General features: G+C 52.8%; 21 protein-coding genes and 1 pseudogene. 7 read left to right on the plus strand and 15 right to left on the minus strand.

What is annotated here, in order from left to right; genetic code table 11:
* Nucleotides 1-27 precede the first annotated feature (27 nt).
* The 7 genes from OGY17_RS13500 to OGY17_RS13530 form a co-directional block, all read right to left on the minus strand.
* Entirely contained in the window at nucleotides 28-2,172 is a 2,145-nt protein-coding gene (locus OGY17_RS13500; RefSeq protein WP_286607567.1) for a replication endonuclease, read from the minus strand.
* A gap of 94 nt (nucleotides 2,173-2,266) precedes the next feature.
* Nucleotides 2,267-2,488 carry a TraR/DksA family transcriptional regulator gene (locus OGY17_RS13505; protein WP_286607557.1) on the minus strand — a complete coding sequence of 74 codons (222 nt, stop codon included), beginning with the start codon at nucleotides 2,486-2,488 and terminating at the stop codon, nucleotides 2,267-2,269.
* Entirely contained in the window at nucleotides 2,488-2,715 is a 228-nt protein-coding gene (locus OGY17_RS13510) for a DUF2732 family protein (RefSeq protein WP_047721253.1), read from the minus strand. Before OGY17_RS13510 ends, OGY17_RS13505 begins: the two co-directional genes overlap by 1 nt.
* Before the next feature lie 69 nt (nucleotides 2,716-2,784).
* Nucleotides 2,785-2,985, minus strand: a complete 201-nt coding sequence (locus tag OGY17_RS13515) for a hypothetical protein (protein WP_001550179.1) — start codon at nucleotides 2,983-2,985, stop codon at nucleotides 2,785-2,787.
* Entirely contained in the window at nucleotides 2,972-3,199 is a 228-nt protein-coding gene (locus OGY17_RS13520; protein WP_047721252.1) for a phage filamentation protein Fil family protein, read from the minus strand. The genes OGY17_RS13515 and OGY17_RS13520 overlap by 14 nt, the downstream gene beginning before the upstream one ends.
* 7 nt (nucleotides 3,200-3,206) lie before the next feature.
* On the minus strand, nucleotides 3,207-3,716 hold the full coding sequence (locus tag OGY17_RS13525) for a phage regulatory CII family protein (protein WP_096185558.1): 510 nt from the start codon (nucleotides 3,714-3,716) through the stop codon (nucleotides 3,207-3,209).
* A 30-nt stretch (nucleotides 3,717-3,746) separates the two neighbouring features.
* Nucleotides 3,747-4,010: a hypothetical protein gene (locus OGY17_RS13530; RefSeq protein ID WP_024138324.1), complete on the minus strand. Its 264-nt coding sequence runs from the start codon at nucleotides 4,008-4,010 to the stop codon at nucleotides 3,747-3,749.
* 134 nt (nucleotides 4,011-4,144) lie between these two features.
* On the opposite strand from OGY17_RS13530, the gene OGY17_RS13535 reads away from it, so the two are divergent.
* Nucleotides 4,145-4,732 carry a phage repressor protein CI gene (locus OGY17_RS13535; RefSeq protein WP_181238933.1) on the plus strand — a complete coding sequence of 196 codons (588 nt, stop codon included), beginning with the start codon at nucleotides 4,145-4,147 and terminating at the stop codon, nucleotides 4,730-4,732.
* Nucleotides 4,732-5,775 carry a phage integrase gene (locus tag OGY17_RS13540; protein WP_047721250.1) on the plus strand — a complete coding sequence of 348 codons (1,044 nt, stop codon included), beginning with the start codon at nucleotides 4,732-4,734 and terminating at the stop codon, nucleotides 5,773-5,775. Before OGY17_RS13535 ends, OGY17_RS13540 begins: the two co-directional genes overlap by 1 nt.
* 378 nt (nucleotides 5,776-6,153) lie before the next feature.
* On the opposite strand, the gene OGY17_RS13545 is transcribed toward OGY17_RS13540, so the two are convergent.
* From OGY17_RS13545 to OGY17_RS13565, 5 genes are all read right to left on the minus strand, one after another.
* The gene (locus OGY17_RS13545) at nucleotides 6,154-6,477 is read right to left on the minus strand and encodes a DUF1889 family protein (protein ID WP_001573898.1); all 324 of its coding nucleotides are present in this window, start codon (nucleotides 6,475-6,477) and stop codon (nucleotides 6,154-6,156) included.
* A gap of 109 nt (nucleotides 6,478-6,586) precedes the next feature.
* The gene (locus OGY17_RS13550) at nucleotides 6,587-8,401 is read right to left on the minus strand and encodes a diol dehydratase reactivase subunit alpha (RefSeq protein ID WP_191215392.1); all 1,815 of its coding nucleotides are present in this window, start codon (nucleotides 8,399-8,401) and stop codon (nucleotides 6,587-6,589) included.
* A 10-nt stretch (nucleotides 8,402-8,411) separates the two neighbouring features.
* Entirely contained in the window at nucleotides 8,412-8,840 is a 429-nt protein-coding gene (locus OGY17_RS13555) for a diol dehydratase small subunit (protein ID WP_007372193.1), read from the minus strand.
* A 2-nt stretch (nucleotides 8,841-8,842) separates the two neighbouring features.
* Complete coding sequence (locus tag OGY17_RS13560) at nucleotides 8,843-9,427, minus strand: propanediol/glycerol family dehydratase medium subunit (RefSeq protein ID WP_286607562.1); 585 nt, start codon at nucleotides 9,425-9,427, stop codon at nucleotides 8,843-8,845.
* 11 nt (nucleotides 9,428-9,438) lie between these two features.
* Entirely contained in the window at nucleotides 9,439-11,106 is a 1,668-nt protein-coding gene (locus OGY17_RS13565; protein WP_252429549.1) for a propanediol/glycerol family dehydratase large subunit, read from the minus strand.
* 392 nt (nucleotides 11,107-11,498) lie between these two features.
* On the opposite strand from OGY17_RS13565, the gene OGY17_RS13570 reads away from it, so the two are divergent.
* The 4 genes from OGY17_RS13570 to OGY17_RS13585 are packed head-to-tail and all read left to right on the plus strand — an operon-like array spanning nucleotide 11,499 to nucleotide 14,014.
* A complete protein-coding gene (locus OGY17_RS13570; RefSeq protein WP_020996341.1) occupies nucleotides 11,499-11,927 on the plus strand; it encodes a GlcG/HbpS family heme-binding protein in 429 nt (142 codons plus the stop codon).
* Nucleotides 11,928-11,949: 22 nt separating this feature from the next.
* Nucleotides 11,950-13,113, plus strand: a complete 1,164-nt coding sequence (dhaT, locus tag OGY17_RS13575) for a 1,3-propanediol dehydrogenase (protein ID WP_003024734.1) — start codon at nucleotides 11,950-11,952, stop codon at nucleotides 13,111-13,113.
* Nucleotides 13,114-13,129: 16 nt separating this feature from the next.
* The gene (locus OGY17_RS13580; RefSeq protein ID WP_079935255.1) at nucleotides 13,130-13,483 is read left to right on the plus strand and encodes a glycerol dehydratase reactivase beta/small subunit family protein; all 354 of its coding nucleotides are present in this window, start codon (nucleotides 13,130-13,132) and stop codon (nucleotides 13,481-13,483) included.
* The gene (locus OGY17_RS13585) at nucleotides 13,484-14,014 is read left to right on the plus strand and encodes a cob(I)yrinic acid a,c-diamide adenosyltransferase (RefSeq protein WP_167820705.1); all 531 of its coding nucleotides are present in this window, start codon (nucleotides 13,484-13,486) and stop codon (nucleotides 14,012-14,014) included. It begins immediately after the preceding gene.
* Here OGY17_RS13585 and dhaR read toward each other — a convergent pair.
* Complete coding sequence (dhaR, locus tag OGY17_RS13590) at nucleotides 13,992-15,917, minus strand: dihydroxyacetone kinase operon transcriptional regulator DhaR (protein WP_008785857.1); 1,926 nt, start codon at nucleotides 15,915-15,917, stop codon at nucleotides 13,992-13,994. The genes OGY17_RS13585 and dhaR overlap by 23 nt on opposite strands.
* A 91-nt stretch (nucleotides 15,918-16,008) precedes the next feature.
* Complete coding sequence (locus OGY17_RS13595) at nucleotides 16,009-17,106, minus strand: glycerol dehydrogenase (protein WP_079935257.1); 1,098 nt, start codon at nucleotides 17,104-17,106, stop codon at nucleotides 16,009-16,011.
* Between the two features lie 562 nt (nucleotides 17,107-17,668).
* On the opposite strand from OGY17_RS13595, the gene OGY17_RS13600 reads away from it, so the two are divergent.
* Entirely contained in the window at nucleotides 17,669-19,327 is a 1,659-nt protein-coding gene (locus tag OGY17_RS13600) for a glycerone kinase (RefSeq protein WP_191215389.1), read from the plus strand.
* Nucleotides 19,328-19,536: 209 nt separating this feature from the next.
* Here the strand turns inward: OGY17_RS13600 and OGY17_RS13605 are convergent.
* A pseudogene (locus OGY17_RS13605) lies at nucleotides 19,537-19,757 on the minus strand (IS110 family transposase); the annotation flags it as partial.

The following is a 19,757-nucleotide window of genomic DNA, read 5'->3' on the forward strand; positions in this document are numbered from 1 at the left end:
GTACATGATATGGATGAATATTAACGGTTATGCTCTCATCGTCAGCTCAGCTAAAAGCGCAACGCGATTGAGGATTTCTGTAGCTTTGGTCTGATGTTCCTTAGCTCTAGCCTGATGCGATGGCGCTGCGGAAAATATTTCGCCTTTGGCCGTTCCGCGTAACCATTTGCCACCCAAACAACTTTTACCGCCAGCCATCAGGTGCAGAGCTTCTCCCCGGCTGATAGTGATGCCAGTTGTCAGGTGTATATCGTCGATAATTTTCGCTGCAACTGCGTTTTGTTCATTCGTTCCGTGAATGAATTTTCGCCGCATTTGTGGCTTTTGCTTCCTGAGTCGTTTTGTCAGCTCTCGTCTTTCACGTCGACTCAGTGGTTTTGATAAATCGATTTCCGGTGGATCGCTTTCGCTTCCCGTACAGTTATTGACAGAACTCCGAGAGGGCGCAGGTGCGCCCTTAACGTCAACGGCCAAATCAACGGCACGCTTTGGAACAATCTTCCACTGCGTTAACCGGGTTAGAATAGGAGAGCCAGCGCCTATTGAGGCATCGTATACACCTTTGATGCACACAGTTTCTTCGCCATACTGATTAAATTCAGTTCGAGGCTCATACAATGTACGTACCTGTAAATCATCACGGCGAACGAATGGGCCGCCTTGAGCATTCACATAATCAGCCCAGCGTCCATAGTGAGCCGCATCATGCACTGCGGCGAATTCAACACTGAGCGCCCTGGCTGTTTCAGGGTCAGCCATTCTGCGTAGCTCCCTGTATACCGTCACCGGCGCACCACCGATAAATTGAAACTGACGGATGTGCCAGCGCGCCGCCCATGCTGAAACGGCGGGAGCAGTCTCTTTTAACAACTCACCACTTTCGTCATCGGTTTCACCATCGAGAGCATAACCGTCGATATTTTTGGAAATGTATTTAGCGACATAGCCGGTAGCGCTGCCTTTTTCCGGGTCGATGGCCTCAGCGTGGAAGCGCGCCTTTTTGGCTTTATCGCTTCTCAGTTCGTAGTGGTCTTCCTCCCACGCATAATCACGGATGATGAGTCGCACACGCTCAACATCCTCCGGCAACATGAACATAAGCATATGCCAGTGCGGCGTTCCATCGTGATGCGGTTCAGCGACGCGTATGCCGAAAATGCGGATTTCTTCCCGGTGCAGCTTGGCGCGAATACGTGCCCAAAGACCGGTGAGATAGTTCTGCGTGTCTGACGGGCTTGCACCGTTCCATTTGCTGTTACGGTAGCCCGCTTTGGTGGTGGCGTGGTATTTAGACGGTGCAGTCAGAGTATAGAACTCCCCGACATAACCGAGCTCATTACAGATATTTTCAAACCCACGAATGCGAGCCATCAGCTCACAGCGGCGTATTGCTGGATTAGCGACCGAGCCGTCGTATTTTTCAATCAGGCTAATGCGGTTGCCTTCTTCGTCTTCGAGATCCAGCCCCTTAAGAAATTCGCGCGTGCGGCGCTTCTGCTCGCGCCAGTCGGTCACGCAGTTTTTACTCGCGTATGCGTGTCGTTTCTTGCTTACGTTGCCGACTGCAATTTGCAGATGTTCGCGCCATGCAGCCGCAATGCGTCGCAAGCGACCGCGCCACCAAACCTCATTAAACATGCGCATTACTGCCGGTGCGATTTCATCCTCACAAAAATATTTTTTAGTCACACGCTCCCATTTCGGCGGTGTAACGTTGAATTGCAGGGAAATAAAACCAGCGCGCATGTACCAGGAGTATAGCGTTTTGAGTTCGCTAAATACGGTATCATCAATGTCAGCCAGTTCAGCGCGAATAAAATTAGCGATATCCGCGGCCAGTAGGTCAATATCGGCGCGCGACATATCCGGGAGGCGGTTAAATCTAGCGACCATATTGACCATGCGTGACGCCAGATATTGCATAAGCTGGGTATCAAAATGACCATCGAAAACAGCGGCTGATACATTGCTGTTGATGCCCGAGCACTCGTATTTTTTTGCGACCAGTTCAAGACGTGGCAATGCCTTTTTGCAGAAGCTGATTAAAAAGGCATTGGCTCGTTGACTGCCCTGATTTTGCTCCAGAACTGCAGCGGTGCGATAAACATCAAAGCGCACACATTCTGGCTGGAGAGAAAGCACCTTTCTCGCATGCAGCATCGCCGCGAACATACGGTCGCGGCGATGCTGTTGGTCATAGGTAAGATATGGACTGGTTATTGCCGACCGTGGAGCATTCCACGGAAACGCGAATTGAACAGCCAATTCATACCCCCCGATAATGCTTAGATTTGAGCTCGTCGATTTGCTGACAGGTCACGCACAAATCCACGCCCGGAACCGCAATGCGGCGAGCTTCTGGGGTTGGTGCGTCACATTTTTCGCAGAAAAAACGGGAAGGCGCAGAGATACGGCTGCGCGCTTTGTTGATGTAGCGCTCGCGGTCTTCCTGCTCACGCTGTTGGGCTAAATCAATTGTGTCTGCCATTAGTGCAGTTCCTGTGATTCGTTTTCGTAGCGGGTAGCCTCGGAACGCAACAGTTCAGCCACTTCAAAACAGGTCATTCGCTTATTCGTGATATGCACGGCCAGTGCTTCAAGACGGATTGAAACTGCGAGGGCGCGGTCTTTGCGTTCCTCTTTTTTGGCATCTGTCAGCAATACGGCCAGCGCTTCGGCATCAGCCTTTAAACTACGAGATTCGGTATTACGCATAATTAACTCTCCTGATTTTGGGCAATAAGAAGCCCGGCGGGTTTACGCCAAGTAATTACGTTTAATTAATTAACTGTATCCAAATACAACAGCAGGTTTGCTTTTTAACTGCTTGATGATTTCGGCTTTTAATCCATCCTTAAATTCTTTGCAGCACTCCCACTCAGGGTCAACGCGAAGTATTGCGCCGTCGCGGGTTTTAATTTCAAAACCTTCCTCCATATTTGGAATCATGGCACCTAAAACAATTCTTAATTCATCGCGTGACATGTTTAATCCCTTTAATAATAAAGTGAACAATACGAATAATTAAAAAGCCTGACGATTTCGGCTGCTTTGTTTTCAGCCCTTTTAATAATTCGGACTGAGAGTGGCACGGGTGCCAGCGCTTACCATCTTTACCCGCGATCCAGCCGTGACCGTAATGCATACCCGGACTTTGCTTAACGAGCAGAGATGCGAATGAGGGTTCATTTTTCAGCATAAGCACCTCACACTAAACCAAATGTTGCGCCAATGCCGGTCATGGTATCGACCACACTCGACATAGCCGGATTAGCCTGAAGGCGAGCATGCAACGCCATCGCTGACAGTGACAGCATACGGATACCAGAATTCACACTCTCGACCATCGTATGTCTTTTTGCTGTCGTCAGGCGGTCTGAAGATGTTGCGCCATTAGCCAACTCACCGAGGGAACTCATTGCGCGCATTACGTAAGCCTGCAAATTTTCTTTCGCCAACTCGTTAACTGGCACACATGGCAGACAATGAATCTGAGCCAGAAACCCATCGACGAGGGTTGAATCTTCGGTCAGGTCTGTCAGCGTCCATATTTCGCGGGGAGTTAGCTGGTGCGGCTGTTCTGGGTTGAGCTTGTTGTAAAGCGTATGCGGCTTGATACCTGCCTTTACAGCCAGCTCTTTTACGTTGTGAGAGGCTGCGAATTTTCTGCAAGCGTCATCGAAGTGTGTATGTGACGAAACGCGAAAATCTAACATGTTGCATCCTTATAATTCACATAAAGTGAATCAAGCGCCAATAACGAGTTGAAAACGGGAATGTCCCAGCGCCTTACGCAACTGCTCTTCTTTCCAGCGCGCGTAGTAAATGCGAACCATGCCGCTTGCACGTTTACGGCCAGGCTTAATGACTCGCGGCTCGATTGGTATGCAAGGGTTGTCGCCAGTAGTCCAGCGACGAACTGTAGCGATAGAGACCCGCTCTAAAGCTGCAAACTCATGAGGAGAAACAATCTCACTTGGAATTTTCACAATTGTAATTTCAGAAGCCATATTGCATCATTCCCTGTTTATCAATAATTATCATTGATGCTCTTCGATTGTCAGCGATTACCACCAATGAACTACGGTTAAGCCGCATAGTAATGCGCGAAAGCCGCAACGGTCAATACTCGGATGCGAATTTTATGGAAATTGATTCAGAAATCAGTAACGAACACGTCTTAGATAGGATTTGCGAAATCTACGGATTTTCTCAAAAAATCCAGCTTGCGCGGCACTTCAATATCGCAGCTAGTTCCCTGCAAAACCGCTACACACGAGGGGCTATCTCCTATGACTTCATAGTCCATTGTTCTCTGGAAACAGGTGCAAACGTAGAGTGGTTGCTTACAGGTAAAGGGGAAAAGCTATCCGGTAGTAACATCAAGGCATCTGTTGAATCTGAAGAGTTAACAGTTAAATCATTCACATTAAGTGAAGGTCGGTTGATTGACGGTACAGATTTGAGGATATCTAAATCTTTCTTTAATCGAACCCTTAACAACCCACAATGCATATTTTCAGACAATGCGGCTCACTTTATTGAGACTGATACCTTGCTGTCAGATGGTTCGTGGCTTGTAGATATTGAGGGAGCAAAAAGCATTCGTGAGTTAACGATTTTACCAGGCAGAAAACTACACGTTGCCGGAGGGAAAGTGCCTTTTGAATGCTTAGTTGATGACATACAAACATTAGGGCGCGTGGTGGGTATATATAGTGAGGTGAGTTGATGACAGTCCGTAAAAATCCGGACGGAGGCTGGATTTGCGAGCTCTATCCAAACGGAGCAAAAGGCAAACGTATTAGAAAGAAATTCGCGACTAAAGGCGAGGCGCTGGCATTTGAGCAGTACACCGTACAAAACCCCTGGCAGGAAGAAAAGGAAGACCGGCGCACATTAAAAGAACTTGTTGACGCATGGTACAGCGCCCACGGCATTACCCTGAAAGACGGGCTAAAACGTCAGTTGGCTATGCACCATGCCTTTGAGTGTATGGGCGAACCGCTCGCACGCGATTTCGATGCGCAGATATTTTCCCGTTACAGAGAAAAGCGGTTAAAAGGTGAGTATGCCCGTTCAAACAGAGTGAAAGAGGTATCGCCCCGCACGCTTAATCTTGAGCTGGCCTACTTTCGAGCGGTGTTCAATGAGCTAAACCGCCTCGGGGAATGGAAGGGGGAAAATCCACTCAAAAACATGCGCCCTTTCCGCACTGAGGAAATGGAAATGGCCTGGCTAACTCACGACCAGATTTTGCTATTGCTCGGAGAGTGCAAACGGCATGACCACCCTGATTTAGAAAACGTGGTAAGAATATGTCTCGCCACTGGCGCACGGTGGTCTGAAGCCGAGAGCCTGAGAAAAAGCCAGCTCGCGAAATACAAAATCACATACACCAACACGAAAGGCAGGAAAAACCGCACCGTTCCAATCAGCAAAGAGCTCTACGAGTCTCTACCTGATGATAAAAAAGGTCGGCTATTTAGTGATTGTTATGGCGCGTTCCGGTCTGCTCTGGAAAGAACAGGCATCGAACTACCGGCAGGGCAATTGACCCACGTTTTGCGCCACACCTTCGCCAGCCACTTTATGATGAATGGTGGTAATATTCTGGTCTTGCAGCGAGTGCTCGGCCATACCGACATCAAAATGACGATGCGATATGCACACTTTGCTCCTGACCATTTAGAGGATGCCGTTAAGCTCAACCCTCTGGCGGTCAGTGGCGATAAAGTGGCGGTAGAAATGAGTAATGATGATAATTATAGATAGTTTTTGATAATCTAATTAACTGTTTTTAAACGCAAACTATTGATTTTCGGTTGTTCCTGTAGGAACTCATAATCGCTTGGTCGCTGGTTCAAGTCCAGCAGGGGCCACCAAATTTCAAGGACTTGCGAGAAATCGCAGGTCCTTTTTTTATGGGTATTCCGTAGAAATTGGTATGTAGCAAAAAAGAGTTTGTCCTGGAAAAATCAATACTTGCTTGCATTAATATGTTGAATGAGTACACGGAAGAAAATGGCTGGCGGGGACTAAAGCTATTTACGCGATACACCTGTTCAGAAAACAGCATGTTAATGGCAACACCATTTGGACGCCGCCATCCTGGGATGGAAACGTCCGTTAGAGTTTAATTCGATAGTCAGCTCACACTAGCTCTTTGAGCTGCTCCTGCATATAGGTTGAAAAATACTCTGGGTTCTTGATAAGGATGCGGTTACCGGAGGCGACTTTTTCTGCCCATCCGGCCACTTTTTTCGTGAACTCGGGATTCCATCCCTCTTGCTCACCCCGTGCCATCACAACTTCCGGACTCGCTGGCACACCTAAGTCATGCAAATACTTTAAGATTCCCTTAGCGGTACTTTCATCCATTGAATGTGGTACTGACGCCGAAGTGTTCATACCACCAATAAAATCCAATGCTTTCTCAATTGCTGTTGGCATGCTCTTATCCTTAAAATTAACCACGTGAGAGACACATTTATACTATGTACCCAACTCCGCCGGGATATCAAAGAGAACATCGCCTTTATTTGACTTACCCCGCAGCTAAACGCTTGCGCGGCTGTTTTCTGCGCTATTTTTTTGCTTCTCCGGCTAAAACCAGCCCAGTTGCCACCGCATTACGCGGCCCTTCGGTACCTCGAATATTACCCTGCCCGGCGACAACGCCGTAATGCGCCAGCGCATCGGTGATCATTTGCGGGATTTCAAAATCCAGCGAAGAACCGCCTACCAGCACCACAAAAGTCATATCGCGAATAGAGCCACCGGGTGACACCTGACGTAACGCGCGCAGGCAGTTGGTCACAAAAACCTTCTCTTTGGCCTGTCGGCGCACCAGACGGATTTTTTCCAGCGAGGTCTGGTTATCTACCGGGATCAGCTCACCCTCTTTCAAGTACACCACTTTGGCGAATACTGACGGACTGAGCGGTTCGCGGAAAAACTCCACCGCGCCGTTCTCATGGCGAATGCTGAACAGGCTCTCCACTTTTGCCAGCGGGTATTTTTTTATTTCCTCCGCCAGAAATGCATCGCTTAAGCCCAGCTCAGTTTGAATCAACAGGCTGACCATATTCCCCGCGCCGGCCAGATGTACCGCTTTCACTACGCCGTCGCTATTGATGACGGCGGCATCGGTAGATCCTGCGCCTAAGTCGAGGATCGCCAGCGGTGCGGCGCATCCGGGCGTAGTTAACGCCCCCGCCACGGCCATGTTGGCCTCTACGCCGCCCACCTCAACCAGAGTGTTTAACCGGGCGCTCAGCTCACTGGCGATGGCCTGCATCTGTAAACGATCGGCTTTCACCATCGCCGCAATGCCCACGGCGTTCTCCATTGAACACTCTCCGGCGATGCCACCCTGCACCTTGCGCGGAATAAATGTATCGACCGCCAATAGATCCTGAATATGCACCGTGTTCATGTCATGGCCGGTCAGCGAGGCCATCACCTTACGCACCCGCTCCAGCATGCCGCCTGCGTGCGTGCCTGCTTCACCACGAATATCACACACGGGCGCGCAGGCGCTCATCGCCTGCATAATGGCCTGCGCGCCTTGCGCTACGTCGGCTTCACCGCCACGCTTTTCACCACGGATAAAGATCTTACCCGCCGGGATCACTCTTGATCGCACATCTCCCTGCGGGGTTTTCAGCACCACGGCGGAACGGTTGCCAATCAGCGCTCTGGCGATGGGGACAATAGTTTGCGTTTCCTCAGGGGTCAGGGCAAAGAAGGTTGCAATACCGTAAGGATTCGACAGCACCCGCACCACCTGTCCCGGGGCCGCCACTTCCACCGCCGCCAGCACGCCTTCCGGCACCTTCTCCAGTAGAGTGACTTCATCAACCACCGGTATTGGCCGATGCAGGCGATTATTCACCAGCACGCCATCATCTTTTTTCAGGATGGCCGCCACCACGTTGACGCCGCGATCCAGCGCTTCATTGATAAACCAAACCGCCTCAAGGAAATCCATCTCCTCACCCACCAACGGTATCCAGCCCTGGGCAAATCGATCCTCGCTCAACGCCGCCAACTTCTCCACGGCGATGGTGGTTCCCATGCCCACGCCAACGCCGCCGGGCGTTTGCGGGTTATGACCAATCATCGTTGATTCGGTAATGATGGTTTCAGTGATGGTTTCCATCGCCACATCGCCAATCACCGGTGCGGCCTCGTTGATGCAGATTTTTGCCACGTCCTGCAGCGACCACGGCGTTTTATCCAGCGCCTGCTGCAGGGACGCGACCACCCCGGCGATATTCTCCCGCGTGCCTTTCATCCCGGTCGTGGCGACAATCCCGCTGCCGATAAACCGGCCATCCTGCGCCAACGCCACTTCAGTGGTGGCGTTGCCGATATCGATCCCTGCAATTAACGGCATGCTGCCTCCGTCACTGACTGCCTTTACGCAGCTTATTTCTCTGCTGGTATACCTCTGCCGATTCGCGGACAAACCCGGCGTTCACCGTGGCGTGCCAGGTGTGTTCCAGTTCATCGGCAATGGCCTGCAACTCGGCGAACGAAGAACGAAACGGCCTCAGTGCGTTGTAGATCTCCAGAATGCGGGCATCCGGGATCGCAATCAGTTCTGCCGCACGACGAAAATTGCGCGCCACGGCATGACGCTGCATCTGCTCGGCAATCTGCGCCTGGTACTCCAGCGTTTGCTGAGAAATACGCACATCCTGCGGCCCTACGCGGCCCGCCAGCACATTCTCAAGGGTAATGTCGGTTAGCGGCTTGCCGCCAGGCGTCCGGATTTTCTCCGGGCAGCGGGTGGCTAATGGGTAATCCTGCGCGGTCATGATGTTGTCGTTCATGGTCATTCCCTTACCAGTGCAATATGCAACGTGACAGGCGCAGCATCCTGCACCACGTGTTTGGTTTCTTTGATATGAAACAGCGCGGCCTTGGCCATAAATTTAGGGCGCACCATCTGGTCATTGACCACTGGCACCGGCGAAGGCGACTCTTTGCGTGCATAGCGCGCGGCGTTTTTACCAATCTGACGATAGGTTTCCAGCGTCAGCAGCGGAGCCTGAGAAAACAGTTCCAGGTTACTTAGCGGCAGCAGATCGCGCTGATGAATCACCGTGGTTCCTTTCGACTGGATACCAATCCCAATGCCTGAGCCGCTGAGATTTGCCGCATCCCATGCCATAAAAGAAACATCCGAGGTGCGCAGGATCCTCACTACTCGCGCATGCAGTCCCTCTTCTTCGATGCCTGCAACCAGCTCTTTCAAAATCGCGTTGTGCGGCATATCAATCAAGGTTTTATGCTGATACTTATCAAAGGCCGGGCCGACGCCAATCACCACCTCATCCGCACGCTCATCCGCGTTAGCCGCCTCGCCTTCGCTCACCTGTAAGGTGAAAACCGGCTTACGTTCAGTTGTGCATTCCACAGTGTTCCGCCTTATTCGATCGAGCCGGGTTGAACCACGCCCGCAATATTTTTAATTTCCGCCCAGCGTTCGGCACTGATGCGATAGCCGGTACCTGGTCCCTGATAATCATTGATGTCGTTGACGGCGCTGACGACGTCGAACTGGCGATCCAGAATGGCCGACGTTTGTAGGTAATCACCGGTAACGCGCTGTCTCAGCATGTTAAGGATATTGCTGGCGATATCTTCGAAGCCGCTGCAACTCAACGCGCTGACGACATCCAGCCCGGTGATATTGCGCTTCATCATCTCTTCCACGGCAGCCAGATCTTCCACCACATTGCGCGCGGGCATATCTTTGCTGCCGTGAGCATAAGTAGCAGCTTCGACTTCTTCATCGCTAATCAGCGGCAGGCCCAGTTCGCGGAACACTGCCTGAATGGCGCGTGCGGCCTTATTGCGAATGGCGATGGTTTCCTCTTCCGTGACCGGACGCAGACCGCCGTCAACCATCAGATCGCGTTGCAGAATGTTGTAATCATCGAAATCTTCTGCGTCGAAGTTCGATCCGGCAAACATGTTGTCGTAGTTGGGTACCGCGCTGTAACCGGAGAAAATAAAGTCGGTACCCGGCAGCATCTGCATCAGGGTGCGGGCAGTACGGCGAATATCGGAGTGGGAAAAGGTCTGGTCATTGGCGGAGGCCACTTCAAGGTCGAGCATTGAGGCAATCAGGTTTTCCGCCAGCACCGCGCGGATCCCTGACGGCACTGCGCCGGTCATGCCGATACAGCTGACCGCACCGTTTTGCAGCCCCTGTACGCCCGCGCCTTTAGTGATAAAAATGCAGCGCGACTCCAGATAAAGCATCGATTTACTTTCGGAATAGCCCATCAGCGCCTCCGAGCCGGTGCCGGAGGTGTAGCGCATCTTCAGGCCACGCGACGCATAGGCCGAGGCGAGAAACGCTTTGGACCACGGCGTGTCATCGCCGTCGGTAAACACAGATTCTGTGCCATACACCGACACCGTTTCGGCATAACTGGTTAGCCCTCGCATCCCCAGCTCCAGCTCCGTAGCCTCTTCAACGGAACATTGCGTCAGCACACCGGGGCGACCGCACTGGGAACCCACCAGCAGCGCCAGGGCGTTAAACGGCGCGTAGCGGGCGATCCCGACCGTCGTTTCCTGCTCGGAAAAGCCGCGGATCCCCGCTTCAGCAGCGTCGGCGGCAATCTGTACCGGGTTATCTTTCAGGTTAGTCACGTGGCACTGGTTGGAGGGAGTGCGTCTGGCGCGCATTTTTTGTAGCGCCATCATCATCTCCACCACGTTCATTTGCGCCATCACTTCCACCGCTTTCGCCGGGGTGATGGCGGTGGTAATGGCAATAATCTCTTCCCGACTGACGTGGATATCCACCAGCATTCTGGCGATCTCCAGCGCGTCGAGCTGCATGGCGCGCTCAGCTTCGGCCACGTTAATCGCATAGTCGGCAATGAAACGGTCGATCATGTCGAACTCGGCTCGGCTCTTACCGTCCAGCTCAACAATACGACCATTTTCCACCTTCACCGACGACGTCGGATCGTAGGGGCTTTCCATGGCGATCAGCCCCTCTTCAGGCCATTCGCCAATCAGCCCATCCTGATTTACAGGCCGCTTCGCAAGCACTTCGAATCGTTTTGATCTTCTCATGATTTATTGACTCAAAAGGTAAAAAATAGGGACGCCGGGCCGCATTGCCGGGGACACAACACCCGACATTCGCCTTTCATCAGCAATGGCCGAACTCTAAATGAGCCAAGCAATAAAAAAATAAAATTAATTTCGTTCCAATTTGGCACCTAATAAAAACGCATCGTTCCATATTGAAACGCAATTCAGGAATATTCATCGTGAATTGTGACGAGGTTAAATGATCATTATCAATAAACGCAAAGTCAGGGAAATGAATTCAATATTTATGAAAAATCCACCCTATTGACTTAATAACGCGCCGCGAGAAAATAAGGTAAAGCCAATGATAAAAATAGCTGTTGCGCGATATGTTTCGTGACCTCAGCCCTACAACATTTTCAGGAGAGACTGTGAATAAGAGCCAACAAATTGCCACCATTACGCTGGCGGCTGCAAAAAAAATGGCGCAGGCCGTTGAGGCTAAAGCGCTAGAGATCAACGTTCCGGTGGTCTTTTCCGTGGTGGATCACGGCGGGAATACGCTGCTAATGCAACGCATGGACGATGCGTTTGTCACCAGCTGTGATATCTCTCTTAATAAAGCGTATACCGCCTGCTGCCTGCGTCAGGGTACCCATGAAATTACCGACGCGGTACAACCTGGCGCTTCGCTATATGGTTTGCAGCTTACTAACCAACAGCGCATTGTTATTTTCGGCGGCGGCTTACCTGTCATATTAAACGGTAAATTAATTGGTGCCGTTGGCGTTAGCGGCGGCACTGTCGAACAAGACATATTATTAGCAGAAACCGCACTGAATTGTTTCTCTGAATTATAATTTAAATCTAAGAAGGTATATTATGAGCTATCGTATGTTTGATTACCTGGTGCCAAATGTGAACTTCTTTGGCCCCAATGCTATTTCCGTTGTCGGCGAACGCTGCAAACTGTTAGGCGGTAAAAAAGCGCTGCTGGTTACTGATAAAGGTCTGCGGGCTATTAAAGACGGTGCGGTAGATAAAACCCTCGCCCATTTACGTGAAGCGGGCATTGACGTGGTGGTTTTTGACGGCGTTGAGCCAAATCCCAAAGACACCAACGTGCGCGATGGTCTGGAGGTCTTTCGCAAAGAGCATTGCGATATCATCGTTACCGTTGGCGGCGGTAGCCCGCATGACTGCGGTAAAGGCATCGGTATCGCGGCAACTCACGAAGGCGATCTCTACAGCTATGCCGGGATTGAAACCCTGACCAACCCGCTGCCGCCTATCGTTGCGGTGAATACCACTGCCGGTACCGCCAGCGAAGTCACCCGCCACTGCGTGCTGACCAATACCAAAACCAAAGTGAAGTTTGTGATTGTCAGCTGGCGCAACCTGCCGTCGGTCTCCATTAACGATCCGCTGCTGATGCTCGGCAAACCCGCTCCGCTGACCGCCGCGACCGGTATGGACGCCCTGACCCACGCCGTAGAAGCCTATATTTCCAAAGATGCCAACCCGGTCACCGACGCCGCCGCTATTCAGGCTATTCGCCTGATCGCACGCAACTTGCGTCAGGCCGTAGCGCTGGGCAGCAACCTGAAAGCTCGCGAGAACATGGCCTACGCCTCTCTGCTGGCGGGTATGGCTTTCAACAACGCCAACCTCGGCTACGTTCACGCAATGGCGCATCAGCTTGGCGGTCTGTACGACATGCCACACGGCGTGGCGAATGCCGTACTGCTCCCGCACGTGGCGCGCTATAACCTGATCGCTAACCCGGAGAAATTTGCCGATATCGCAGAATTTATGGGCGAAAACACTGACGGACTCTCCACCATGGATGCCGCCGAACTGGCCATTCACGCCATTGCCCGTCTCTCCGCTGACATCGGCATTCCGCAGCATCTGCGCGATCTGGGCGTCAAAGAAGCCGATTTCCCGTACATGGCGGAAATGGCGCTGAAGGACGGCAACGCCTTCTCTAACCCGCGCAAAGGGAACGAGAAAGAAATTGCCGAGATCTTCCGTCAGGCATTCTGATAACGCAGGGGGCGCAATGTCACTTTCATCACCGGGCGTACATCTGTTTTATCACTCACGCTGGCAGGATACTCGCGTGCTTGATGAGCTGTGCTGGGGACTGGAAGAGCAAGGCGTCCCTTGCCGGGCAATCTGTTGCGACGAGCATGACTGCGCGCTGGCATTGAGCAAACTTGCGGCCAAAAGCTCAACGCTACGTGTCGGTCTGGGTCTTAACGCCACGGGTGATATTGCTTTAACCCACGCCCAGTTGCCCGAAGATCGGGCGCTGATCCGTGGGCATATCCGCGCCGGAATTGCGCAGATCCGAACGCTTGGCGCCAATGCCGGTCAACTGGTTAAAGTACTTCCCTTCAGCGAGATAAAATAAATGTACCGCATCTACACCCGAACCGGCGATAAAGGCACGACCGCGCTGTTTGGCGGCAGCCGTATCGACAAAGATGACATCCGCGTTGAGGCCTATGGCACGGTGGATGAACTGATTTCCCAGCTTGGCGTCTGCTATGCCAGCACGCACCAGGCTAAACTACGCCAGGATCTGCACGCCATACAGAAGATGCTGTTTGTACTGGGTGCGGAACTCGCCAGCGATGAGAAAGGACTCGCTCGCTTACAACAGCGTATTGGCGATGAGGATATTCAGGCGCTGGAGCAGCTTATTGACCGCAATATGGCGCAAAGCGGCCCGCTCAAAGAGTTTGTTATTCCGGGGAAAAATCTGCCATCGGCACAGCTACACGTTGCGCGAACTCTGACGCGCCGACTGGAGCGGATCCTTATCGCAATGAGCAGAACGCTGACGTTACGCGATGAACCCAGGCGTTACATCAACCGACTGTCGGACGCGCTGTTCTCGATGGCGAGAATTGAAGAAACTAGTCCAGATGCTTGCGCTTAAACTGGCTGGCATCAATGTCGTATTGCTTCATCTTGCGCCACAAGGTAGTGCGACCAATGTTCAGCAGTTGCGACATCTCCTGTACGCGCCCGCTGGTGACGCGAGCAGCATGGATAATCGCCTCTTTTTCGATAGCGGTAAAGGTCAGACTGGCTGGCAGCAGTGAAGACGCCGTATCCAGACCAGGACGTTCGGCAAACAGATAATCCGGTAGATTGCTCAGCCGAATATGGCCGTTATCACTGCTGATGGCGATGTTTTCGATAATGCTGTTCAGCTCAAAGTCATTGCCCGGCCACGAATAGGCCACCAGCTGAGCCAGCGCGTCGTCGTCGATCTTCAAACTGGATGAAAAGCGTTTTTTCAGGCTATTCAGTCGCGTATAAATCAGCGAGGGAATACTGTTACGCCGCGCCCGCAGCGGGGGGATCACTATCTCAAAAGAGTGCAGCGCGTAATATAGCTGACGGCTAAAGCGGTTTTGCTCCACCAGATTGGCGAGATCAACCGTGGTGGTGGCGATCACTTTGACATCCACCGGAATCAACCGACGGGCATCCAGGCGGGTTAGTACCCCCTGCTTGATCACCTGTAACAGCGCGGATTGCAGCTCCGGCGCCAGATATTCAATTTTTTCCAGAAACAGCGTGCCGCCGTTCGCCAGTTCAAGACGGCTCAACCGGCCATTTTCATCGTCGGTGGGCGCACTGCCCATAAAATCCTGCCCCAGCACGCTATTGGCATACAGTTGACAGTTCACGGCAATATACGGTCCGCTGGCGCGCTCGCTTTCATTGTGAATGGCCTGACTCAGCAGTTCCTTACCAACGCCCTCTTCTCCGCACAGCAGGATCGGGAAACTCCCCCTCGCCGCCTGGCGTCCAAAATGGATCAAGCGGCGGGTTTCCGGATCGTCAGTCGACATCTGCTCAAAGGTGTGGCTCACCTTGCCGAGCTGGCTGGTCATCAGCTGGCGCATTTGCTCCACCGGATGCAGTAGCAGGATAAAGCTGTTGCCCTGCTCCTCAACAATCGGCTTCAGGGTGATGACGGCATCAACAAACTGATGCTGGCTTTCAAAGGTAACTTCGACGTGATTCAGGCCGCGGGCATGTTTGATCGCCCGGCGCAGCAGCATGGGGAGATTGAGCAGATCGTGAATATTTTTTCCCTGGCTGGCCTGCGCGTCGAGATGCAAAAGCAGCGCCGCACGCGCATTGAGGAACTGCAATACGCCCTGTTCGTTCCAGGCCATCACACCATCATCCATACTTTCCAGCAGCCCGTACATCTGGTTCAGATGGCGGTTGGATTCAGCCAGCAGGCTGTCAGTCAGCAAAGAGTTGCCGACTTCTCTGGCTATCGCCAGCGTCAGGGATAAATCAGAAACGCACTCATGCTCCACCAGACAACACAGCGAGATGGAGCCGAACAGTCGACCATGGTTATCGAAGACCGGCGTCGAGCAGAACGACCACGGATGCAGAGCCTGTTTAAAATGCTGATCGCCAGAGGTTTTTGTCGGCTGGCCCGGCATCGTCGCCAGCGACAGGGCACAGCTGCCAATGATGCTTTCCGCACAGTAGCTGCCGTCGCGAAACCCAAGCTCCGCCAGCTGCTCCACCGTCTGCGGATCACCGCAACGGCTGAGAATACAGGCTGATTCATCCAGAATCAGCAGCGCGCACGGGCGGCCGTCCATAAACTCCCAGGCATCTTCCAGCGCAGCCTGAGCAATCGTCAGCAACGCCGTCTTGCGACGACAAATCGACTCAAAGGTCAGCCCTTGCGCCTGATGCGGCGCCTGCCAGGTTTCCCGCTGCATAAACTTGCTGCAACGATGCCATGACTGGGCAATGACTGAAGAGACTTCCTTCCCGATGCTATGCGTGTGCGCCGTCATATCCCTTTCCGCTGTTTAATCATAGACAACCCCTCCGGCAGAGACTGTCAGAGGGGGAGAAGATGCCGGATAAAAACCTACCGACGACTGATTAACGCGCCAGCCACTGCTGTCCCAGCAGGTCTGCCGTCAAAATAGCGGCATGTACACTTTCAGGCGTTACCGGGAACGGCATATTGTGGATGGTTTCACCTTCTGCACAGGTCGCTTTCGCCACCGCCATGATCTTGCCGTCAACGTCTTCTTTCACGCCCATTTCCGCTAACGTTACCGGCAGGCCTACTTTCTGACAGAAATTCAGCACGGTTTCGATCTCTTCCATCGGGCTGTTTTGCAGCACCAGTTGCGCCAGCGTACCAAAGGCGACTTTTTCACCGTGGTACAAATGGTGGCACTCTTCCAGAATCGTAAAGCCGTTGTGGATCGCATGCGCCCCTGCCAGACCGCTGCTTTCAAAACCGATGCCGCTGAGGTAAGTGTTAGCTTCGACAATACGCTCCAGCGCATCGGTCACCACGCCGGCCTGCGCGGCAAAGCGTGCCTTCTCGCCTTCCGCCAGCAGGGTATCATAGCACAAGCGCGCCAGGCTCAGCGCCGCCACGGTGGACTGTCCGCCCGCCATGCTGGTCGCTCTGGCGTCATAACAGGCTTTCGCTTCAAACCAGGTCGAGAGCGCATCGCCCATCCCGGCCACCAGCAGACGTACCGGCGCTTTGGCAATGATTGCAGTGTCCATCACTACCATATCCGGGTTTTTCGGGTAGATCAGATACTCTTCAAACTCACCGGCTTCGGTATAGATAACGGACAGCGCGCTGGTTGGCGCATCGGTAGACGCGATAGTCGGGATCACCACCACCGGCAACTTCTGGTAGTAGCCAATCGCTTTGGCGGTATCCAGCGTTTTCCCACCACCAATCCCAACCACGCCGCGGCAACCGTGCTGTTTCAAAATGGTAATCAGGCGATTAATTTCAACATGGCTACATTCACCGTTAAAGCGTTCCGCATGGCAGCTAATGTCGTGGCTGTGCAGGCCGTTGAGTACCTTCTCTCCCGCCAGCTTCATCACGAAGTCATCCGCAATCACGAAAAAGCTGTCCGCCAGATTTTTAGCGTATTGACCAAACAAGGTGGAAGCGTCAGGACCCTGGAGATATTTGGCTGGAGATTGAATAACTTTTAGCATTCCTTTCATCCTCAAATAAGTACATGTTTTTACATGGTGAGCCCTGGCGTTAACCTGTTTGGCCTGATGCTGACGGCGAAAACGGGAGGTACCGGAGCGATGCAATAACTGTATGGCGAGGAGTGCACAAAAAAATCTTTCGTATTTTTGTTCTGATATGAAACAGATAAAAACAACACATGTTTCATATTGGAACGATTAACCATAAAAAATATAAGGTTTGCGATCCCGATCCGTTCATTTGCCACCAAATCTCCGGCACAGACGAATCTCACTTTCTCTTTTACCCACTCACTTGCCAAAATACCGGTAAAAAAAAAGCTGACAGTACCGTGTGACCTGCATTCATCGCGGGAGGAAAAAGTCGAGCGAGCTCGCATTGTGGTCGTTCCCCGTTCTTTTCGGTTTCATTTCGGAACAAAAAACAATAACAACGTTCCGTAATGAAACTCATTTTAACGTTGTTTTTTTCCACGCTGACTTCGCCAGAATCTCTCTATCGCCTCCGCACCATGACCATACTTCCGGGGGTTTGTCTTACACTCAACCTCAAGGAGCCGTTATGTCTCAATTCTTTTTTAATCAACGCACCCATCTCGTGAGCGACGTCATCGACGGTACGATTATCACCAGCCCGTGGAATAACCTGGCGCGTCTGGAAAGCGATCCGGCCATTCGCATCGTGGTCCGTCGTGACCTCAACAAAAATAACGTGGCGATCATTTCCGGCGGCGGTTCAGGGCACGAACCCGCGCACGTTGGGTTTATCGGTAAAGGTATGCTAACCGCCGCTGTCTGTGGCGACGTGTTCGCTTCCCCGAGCGTAGATGCGGTACTGACCGCCATTCAGGCGGTAACCGGTGAGGCGGGCTGTTTGTTGATCGTGAAAAATTACACCGGTGACCGTCTTAATTTCGGTCTTGCCGCCGAGAAAGCCCGTCGCCTTGGTTACAACGTTGAAATGCTGATTGTCGGCGATGACATCTCCCTGCCGGATAACAAACACCCGCGCGGCATTGCGGGAACCATCCTGGTGCATAAAATCGCGGGCTATTTTGCCGAACGCGGCTACAACCTCGCCACCGTCCTGCGTGAAGCGCAATACGCGGCCAATAACACCTTCAGTCTGGGCGTTGCGCTTTCCAGCTGTCATCTGCCGCAAGAAACCGACGCCGCCCCGCGTCATCATCCGGGCCACGTGGAGCTGGGTATGGGCATTCACGGCGAACCAGGCGCCTCGGTCATCGACACCCAGAACAGTGCGCAGGTGGTGAACCTGATGGTGGATAAACTGCTGGCTGCCCTGCCTGAAACCGGCCGTCTGGCGGTGATGATTAACAATCTTGGCGGCGTTTCTGTTGCCGAAATGGCCATCATTACCCGCGAACTGGCCAGCAGCCCGCTGCATCCGCGTATCGACTGGCTGATTGGCCCGGCCTCGCTGGTTACCGCGCTGGATATGAAAGGCTTTTCACTGACGGCTATCGTGCTGGAAGAGAGCATCGAAAAAGCGCTGCTCACAGAGGTGGAAACCAGTAACTGGCCGACGCCGGTCCCACCGCGTGAAATCAGCTGTGTACCGTCATCTCAGCGTAGCGCACGCGTGGAATTCCAGCCTTCGGCGAACGCCCTGGTGGCCGGGATTGTGGAACTTGTCACCACAACCCTTTCCGTTCTGGAGACCCATCTTAATGCGCTTGATGCCAAAGTCGGCGATGGCGATACCGGTTCAACCTTTGCCGCAGGCGCGCGTGAAATTGCCGGCCTGTTGCATCGTCAGCAGTTGCCGCTGGATAACCTTGCCACGCTGTTTGCGCTGATTGGCGAACGTCTGACCGTGGTGATGGGCGGTTCCAGCGGTGTGCTGATGTCTATTTTCTTTACTGCCGCAGGGCAGAAACTGGAACAGGGAGCTAACGTTGCCGAAGCCCTGAATACGGGACTGGCGCAGATGAAGTTCTACGGCGGCGCAGACGAAGGCGATCGCACCATGATTGATGCGCTGCAACCGGCTCTGACTTCGCTGCTCACGCAGCCGCAAAATCTGCAGGCCGCCTTCGACGCCGCGCAAGCGGGAGCCGAACGAACCTGTTTGTCGAGCAAAGCCAATGCGGGTCGCGCATCGTATCTGAGCAGCGAAAGCCTGCTCGGAAATATGGACCCCGGCGCGCACGCCGTCGCGATGGTCTTTAAAGCGCTGGCAGAGAGTGAATTGGGTTAAGCCATAAATGCCTGATAAGGCACTTGCGCCGCCATCCGGCGAAGATACGCCTGATGCGCTGCGCTTATCAGGCCTACGAGTACTGCGAGTGCAAACCTATGTAGATACTGTTATCGCCTGCAAGCCTTTTCAGGTTCCGCGGTTACGGATAGCAGGCACGACCAGTCACAGCGCCGTCAGGCGCTGTTTTTTCCTGATTCATCTTCCCTTCAGGCTGTTATCACCCCATGTCTCGACGCATCGAACGGCTCACCTGATTTCAGTACACCGTAAGACACATGCGCCAGCTTGCGCATCATTGCGCCTATTATCACTTTCCCTTTTTTACCGTTTCCTGCCAGACGGTCGCGGAACGCCCGCCCCCATTCCGTTTTACTTATTGCCACCATCGCTGGCATGTACAGAGCCCTGCGCAGGGATACATGGCCGC

It is taken from the genome of Citrobacter sp. Cpo126 (assembly GCF_030332445.1).
GTDB classification, from domain to species: domain Bacteria; phylum Pseudomonadota; class Gammaproteobacteria; order Enterobacterales; family Enterobacteriaceae; genus Citrobacter; species Citrobacter portucalensis.

Excerpts from the sequence above, each read along its gene's own strand:
- OGY17_RS13585 (WP_167820705.1), top strand. The coding sequence starts at position 13,484 with ATGTACCGCATCTACACCCGAACCGGCGATAAAGGCACGACCGCGCTG.
- OGY17_RS13505 (WP_286607557.1), bottom strand. The coding sequence starts at position 2,488 with ATGGCAGACACAATTGATTTAGCCCAACAGCGTGAGCAGGAAGACCGC.
- OGY17_RS13555 (WP_007372193.1), bottom strand. The coding sequence starts at position 8,840 with ATGAACGACAACATCATGACCGCGCAGGATTACCCATTAGCCACCCGC.
- OGY17_RS13500 (WP_286607567.1), bottom strand. The coding sequence starts at position 2,172 with ATGTTCGCGGCGATGCTGCATGCGAGAAAGGTGCTTTCTCTCCAGCCA.
- OGY17_RS13580 (WP_079935255.1), top strand. The coding sequence starts at position 13,130 with ATGTCACTTTCATCACCGGGCGTACATCTGTTTTATCACTCACGCTGG.
- OGY17_RS13540 (WP_047721250.1), top strand. The coding sequence starts at position 4,732 with ATGACAGTCCGTAAAAATCCGGACGGAGGCTGGATTTGCGAGCTCTAT.
- OGY17_RS13550 (WP_191215392.1), bottom strand. The coding sequence starts at position 8,401 with ATGCCGTTAATTGCAGGGATCGATATCGGCAACGCCACCACTGAAGTG.
- OGY17_RS13510 (WP_047721253.1), bottom strand. The coding sequence starts at position 2,715 with ATGCGTAATACCGAATCTCGTAGTTTAAAGGCTGATGCCGAAGCGCTG.
- OGY17_RS13565 (WP_252429549.1), bottom strand. The coding sequence starts at position 11,106 with ATGAGAAGATCAAAACGATTCGAAGTGCTTGCGAAGCGGCCTGTAAAT.
- dhaR (WP_008785857.1), bottom strand. The coding sequence starts at position 15,917 with ATGACGGCGCACACGCATAGCATCGGGAAGGAAGTCTCTTCAGTCATT.
- OGY17_RS13515 (WP_001550179.1), bottom strand. The coding sequence starts at position 2,985 with ATGTCACGCGATGAATTAAGAATTGTTTTAGGTGCCATGATTCCAAAT.
- OGY17_RS13520 (WP_047721252.1), bottom strand. The coding sequence starts at position 3,199 with ATGCTGAAAAATGAACCCTCATTCGCATCTCTGCTCGTTAAGCAAAGT.
- dhaT (WP_003024734.1), top strand. The coding sequence starts at position 11,950 with ATGAGCTATCGTATGTTTGATTACCTGGTGCCAAATGTGAACTTCTTT.
- OGY17_RS13535 (WP_181238933.1), top strand. The coding sequence starts at position 4,145 with ATGGAAATTGATTCAGAAATCAGTAACGAACACGTCTTAGATAGGATT.
- OGY17_RS13600 (WP_191215389.1), top strand. The coding sequence starts at position 17,669 with ATGTCTCAATTCTTTTTTAATCAACGCACCCATCTCGTGAGCGACGTC.
- OGY17_RS13525 (WP_096185558.1), bottom strand. The coding sequence starts at position 3,716 with ATGTTAGATTTTCGCGTTTCGTCACATACACACTTCGATGACGCTTGC.
- OGY17_RS13595 (WP_079935257.1), bottom strand. The coding sequence starts at position 17,106 with ATGCTAAAAGTTATTCAATCTCCAGCCAAATATCTCCAGGGTCCTGAC.
- OGY17_RS13530 (WP_024138324.1), bottom strand. The coding sequence starts at position 4,010 with ATGGCTTCTGAAATTACAATTGTGAAAATTCCAAGTGAGATTGTTTCT.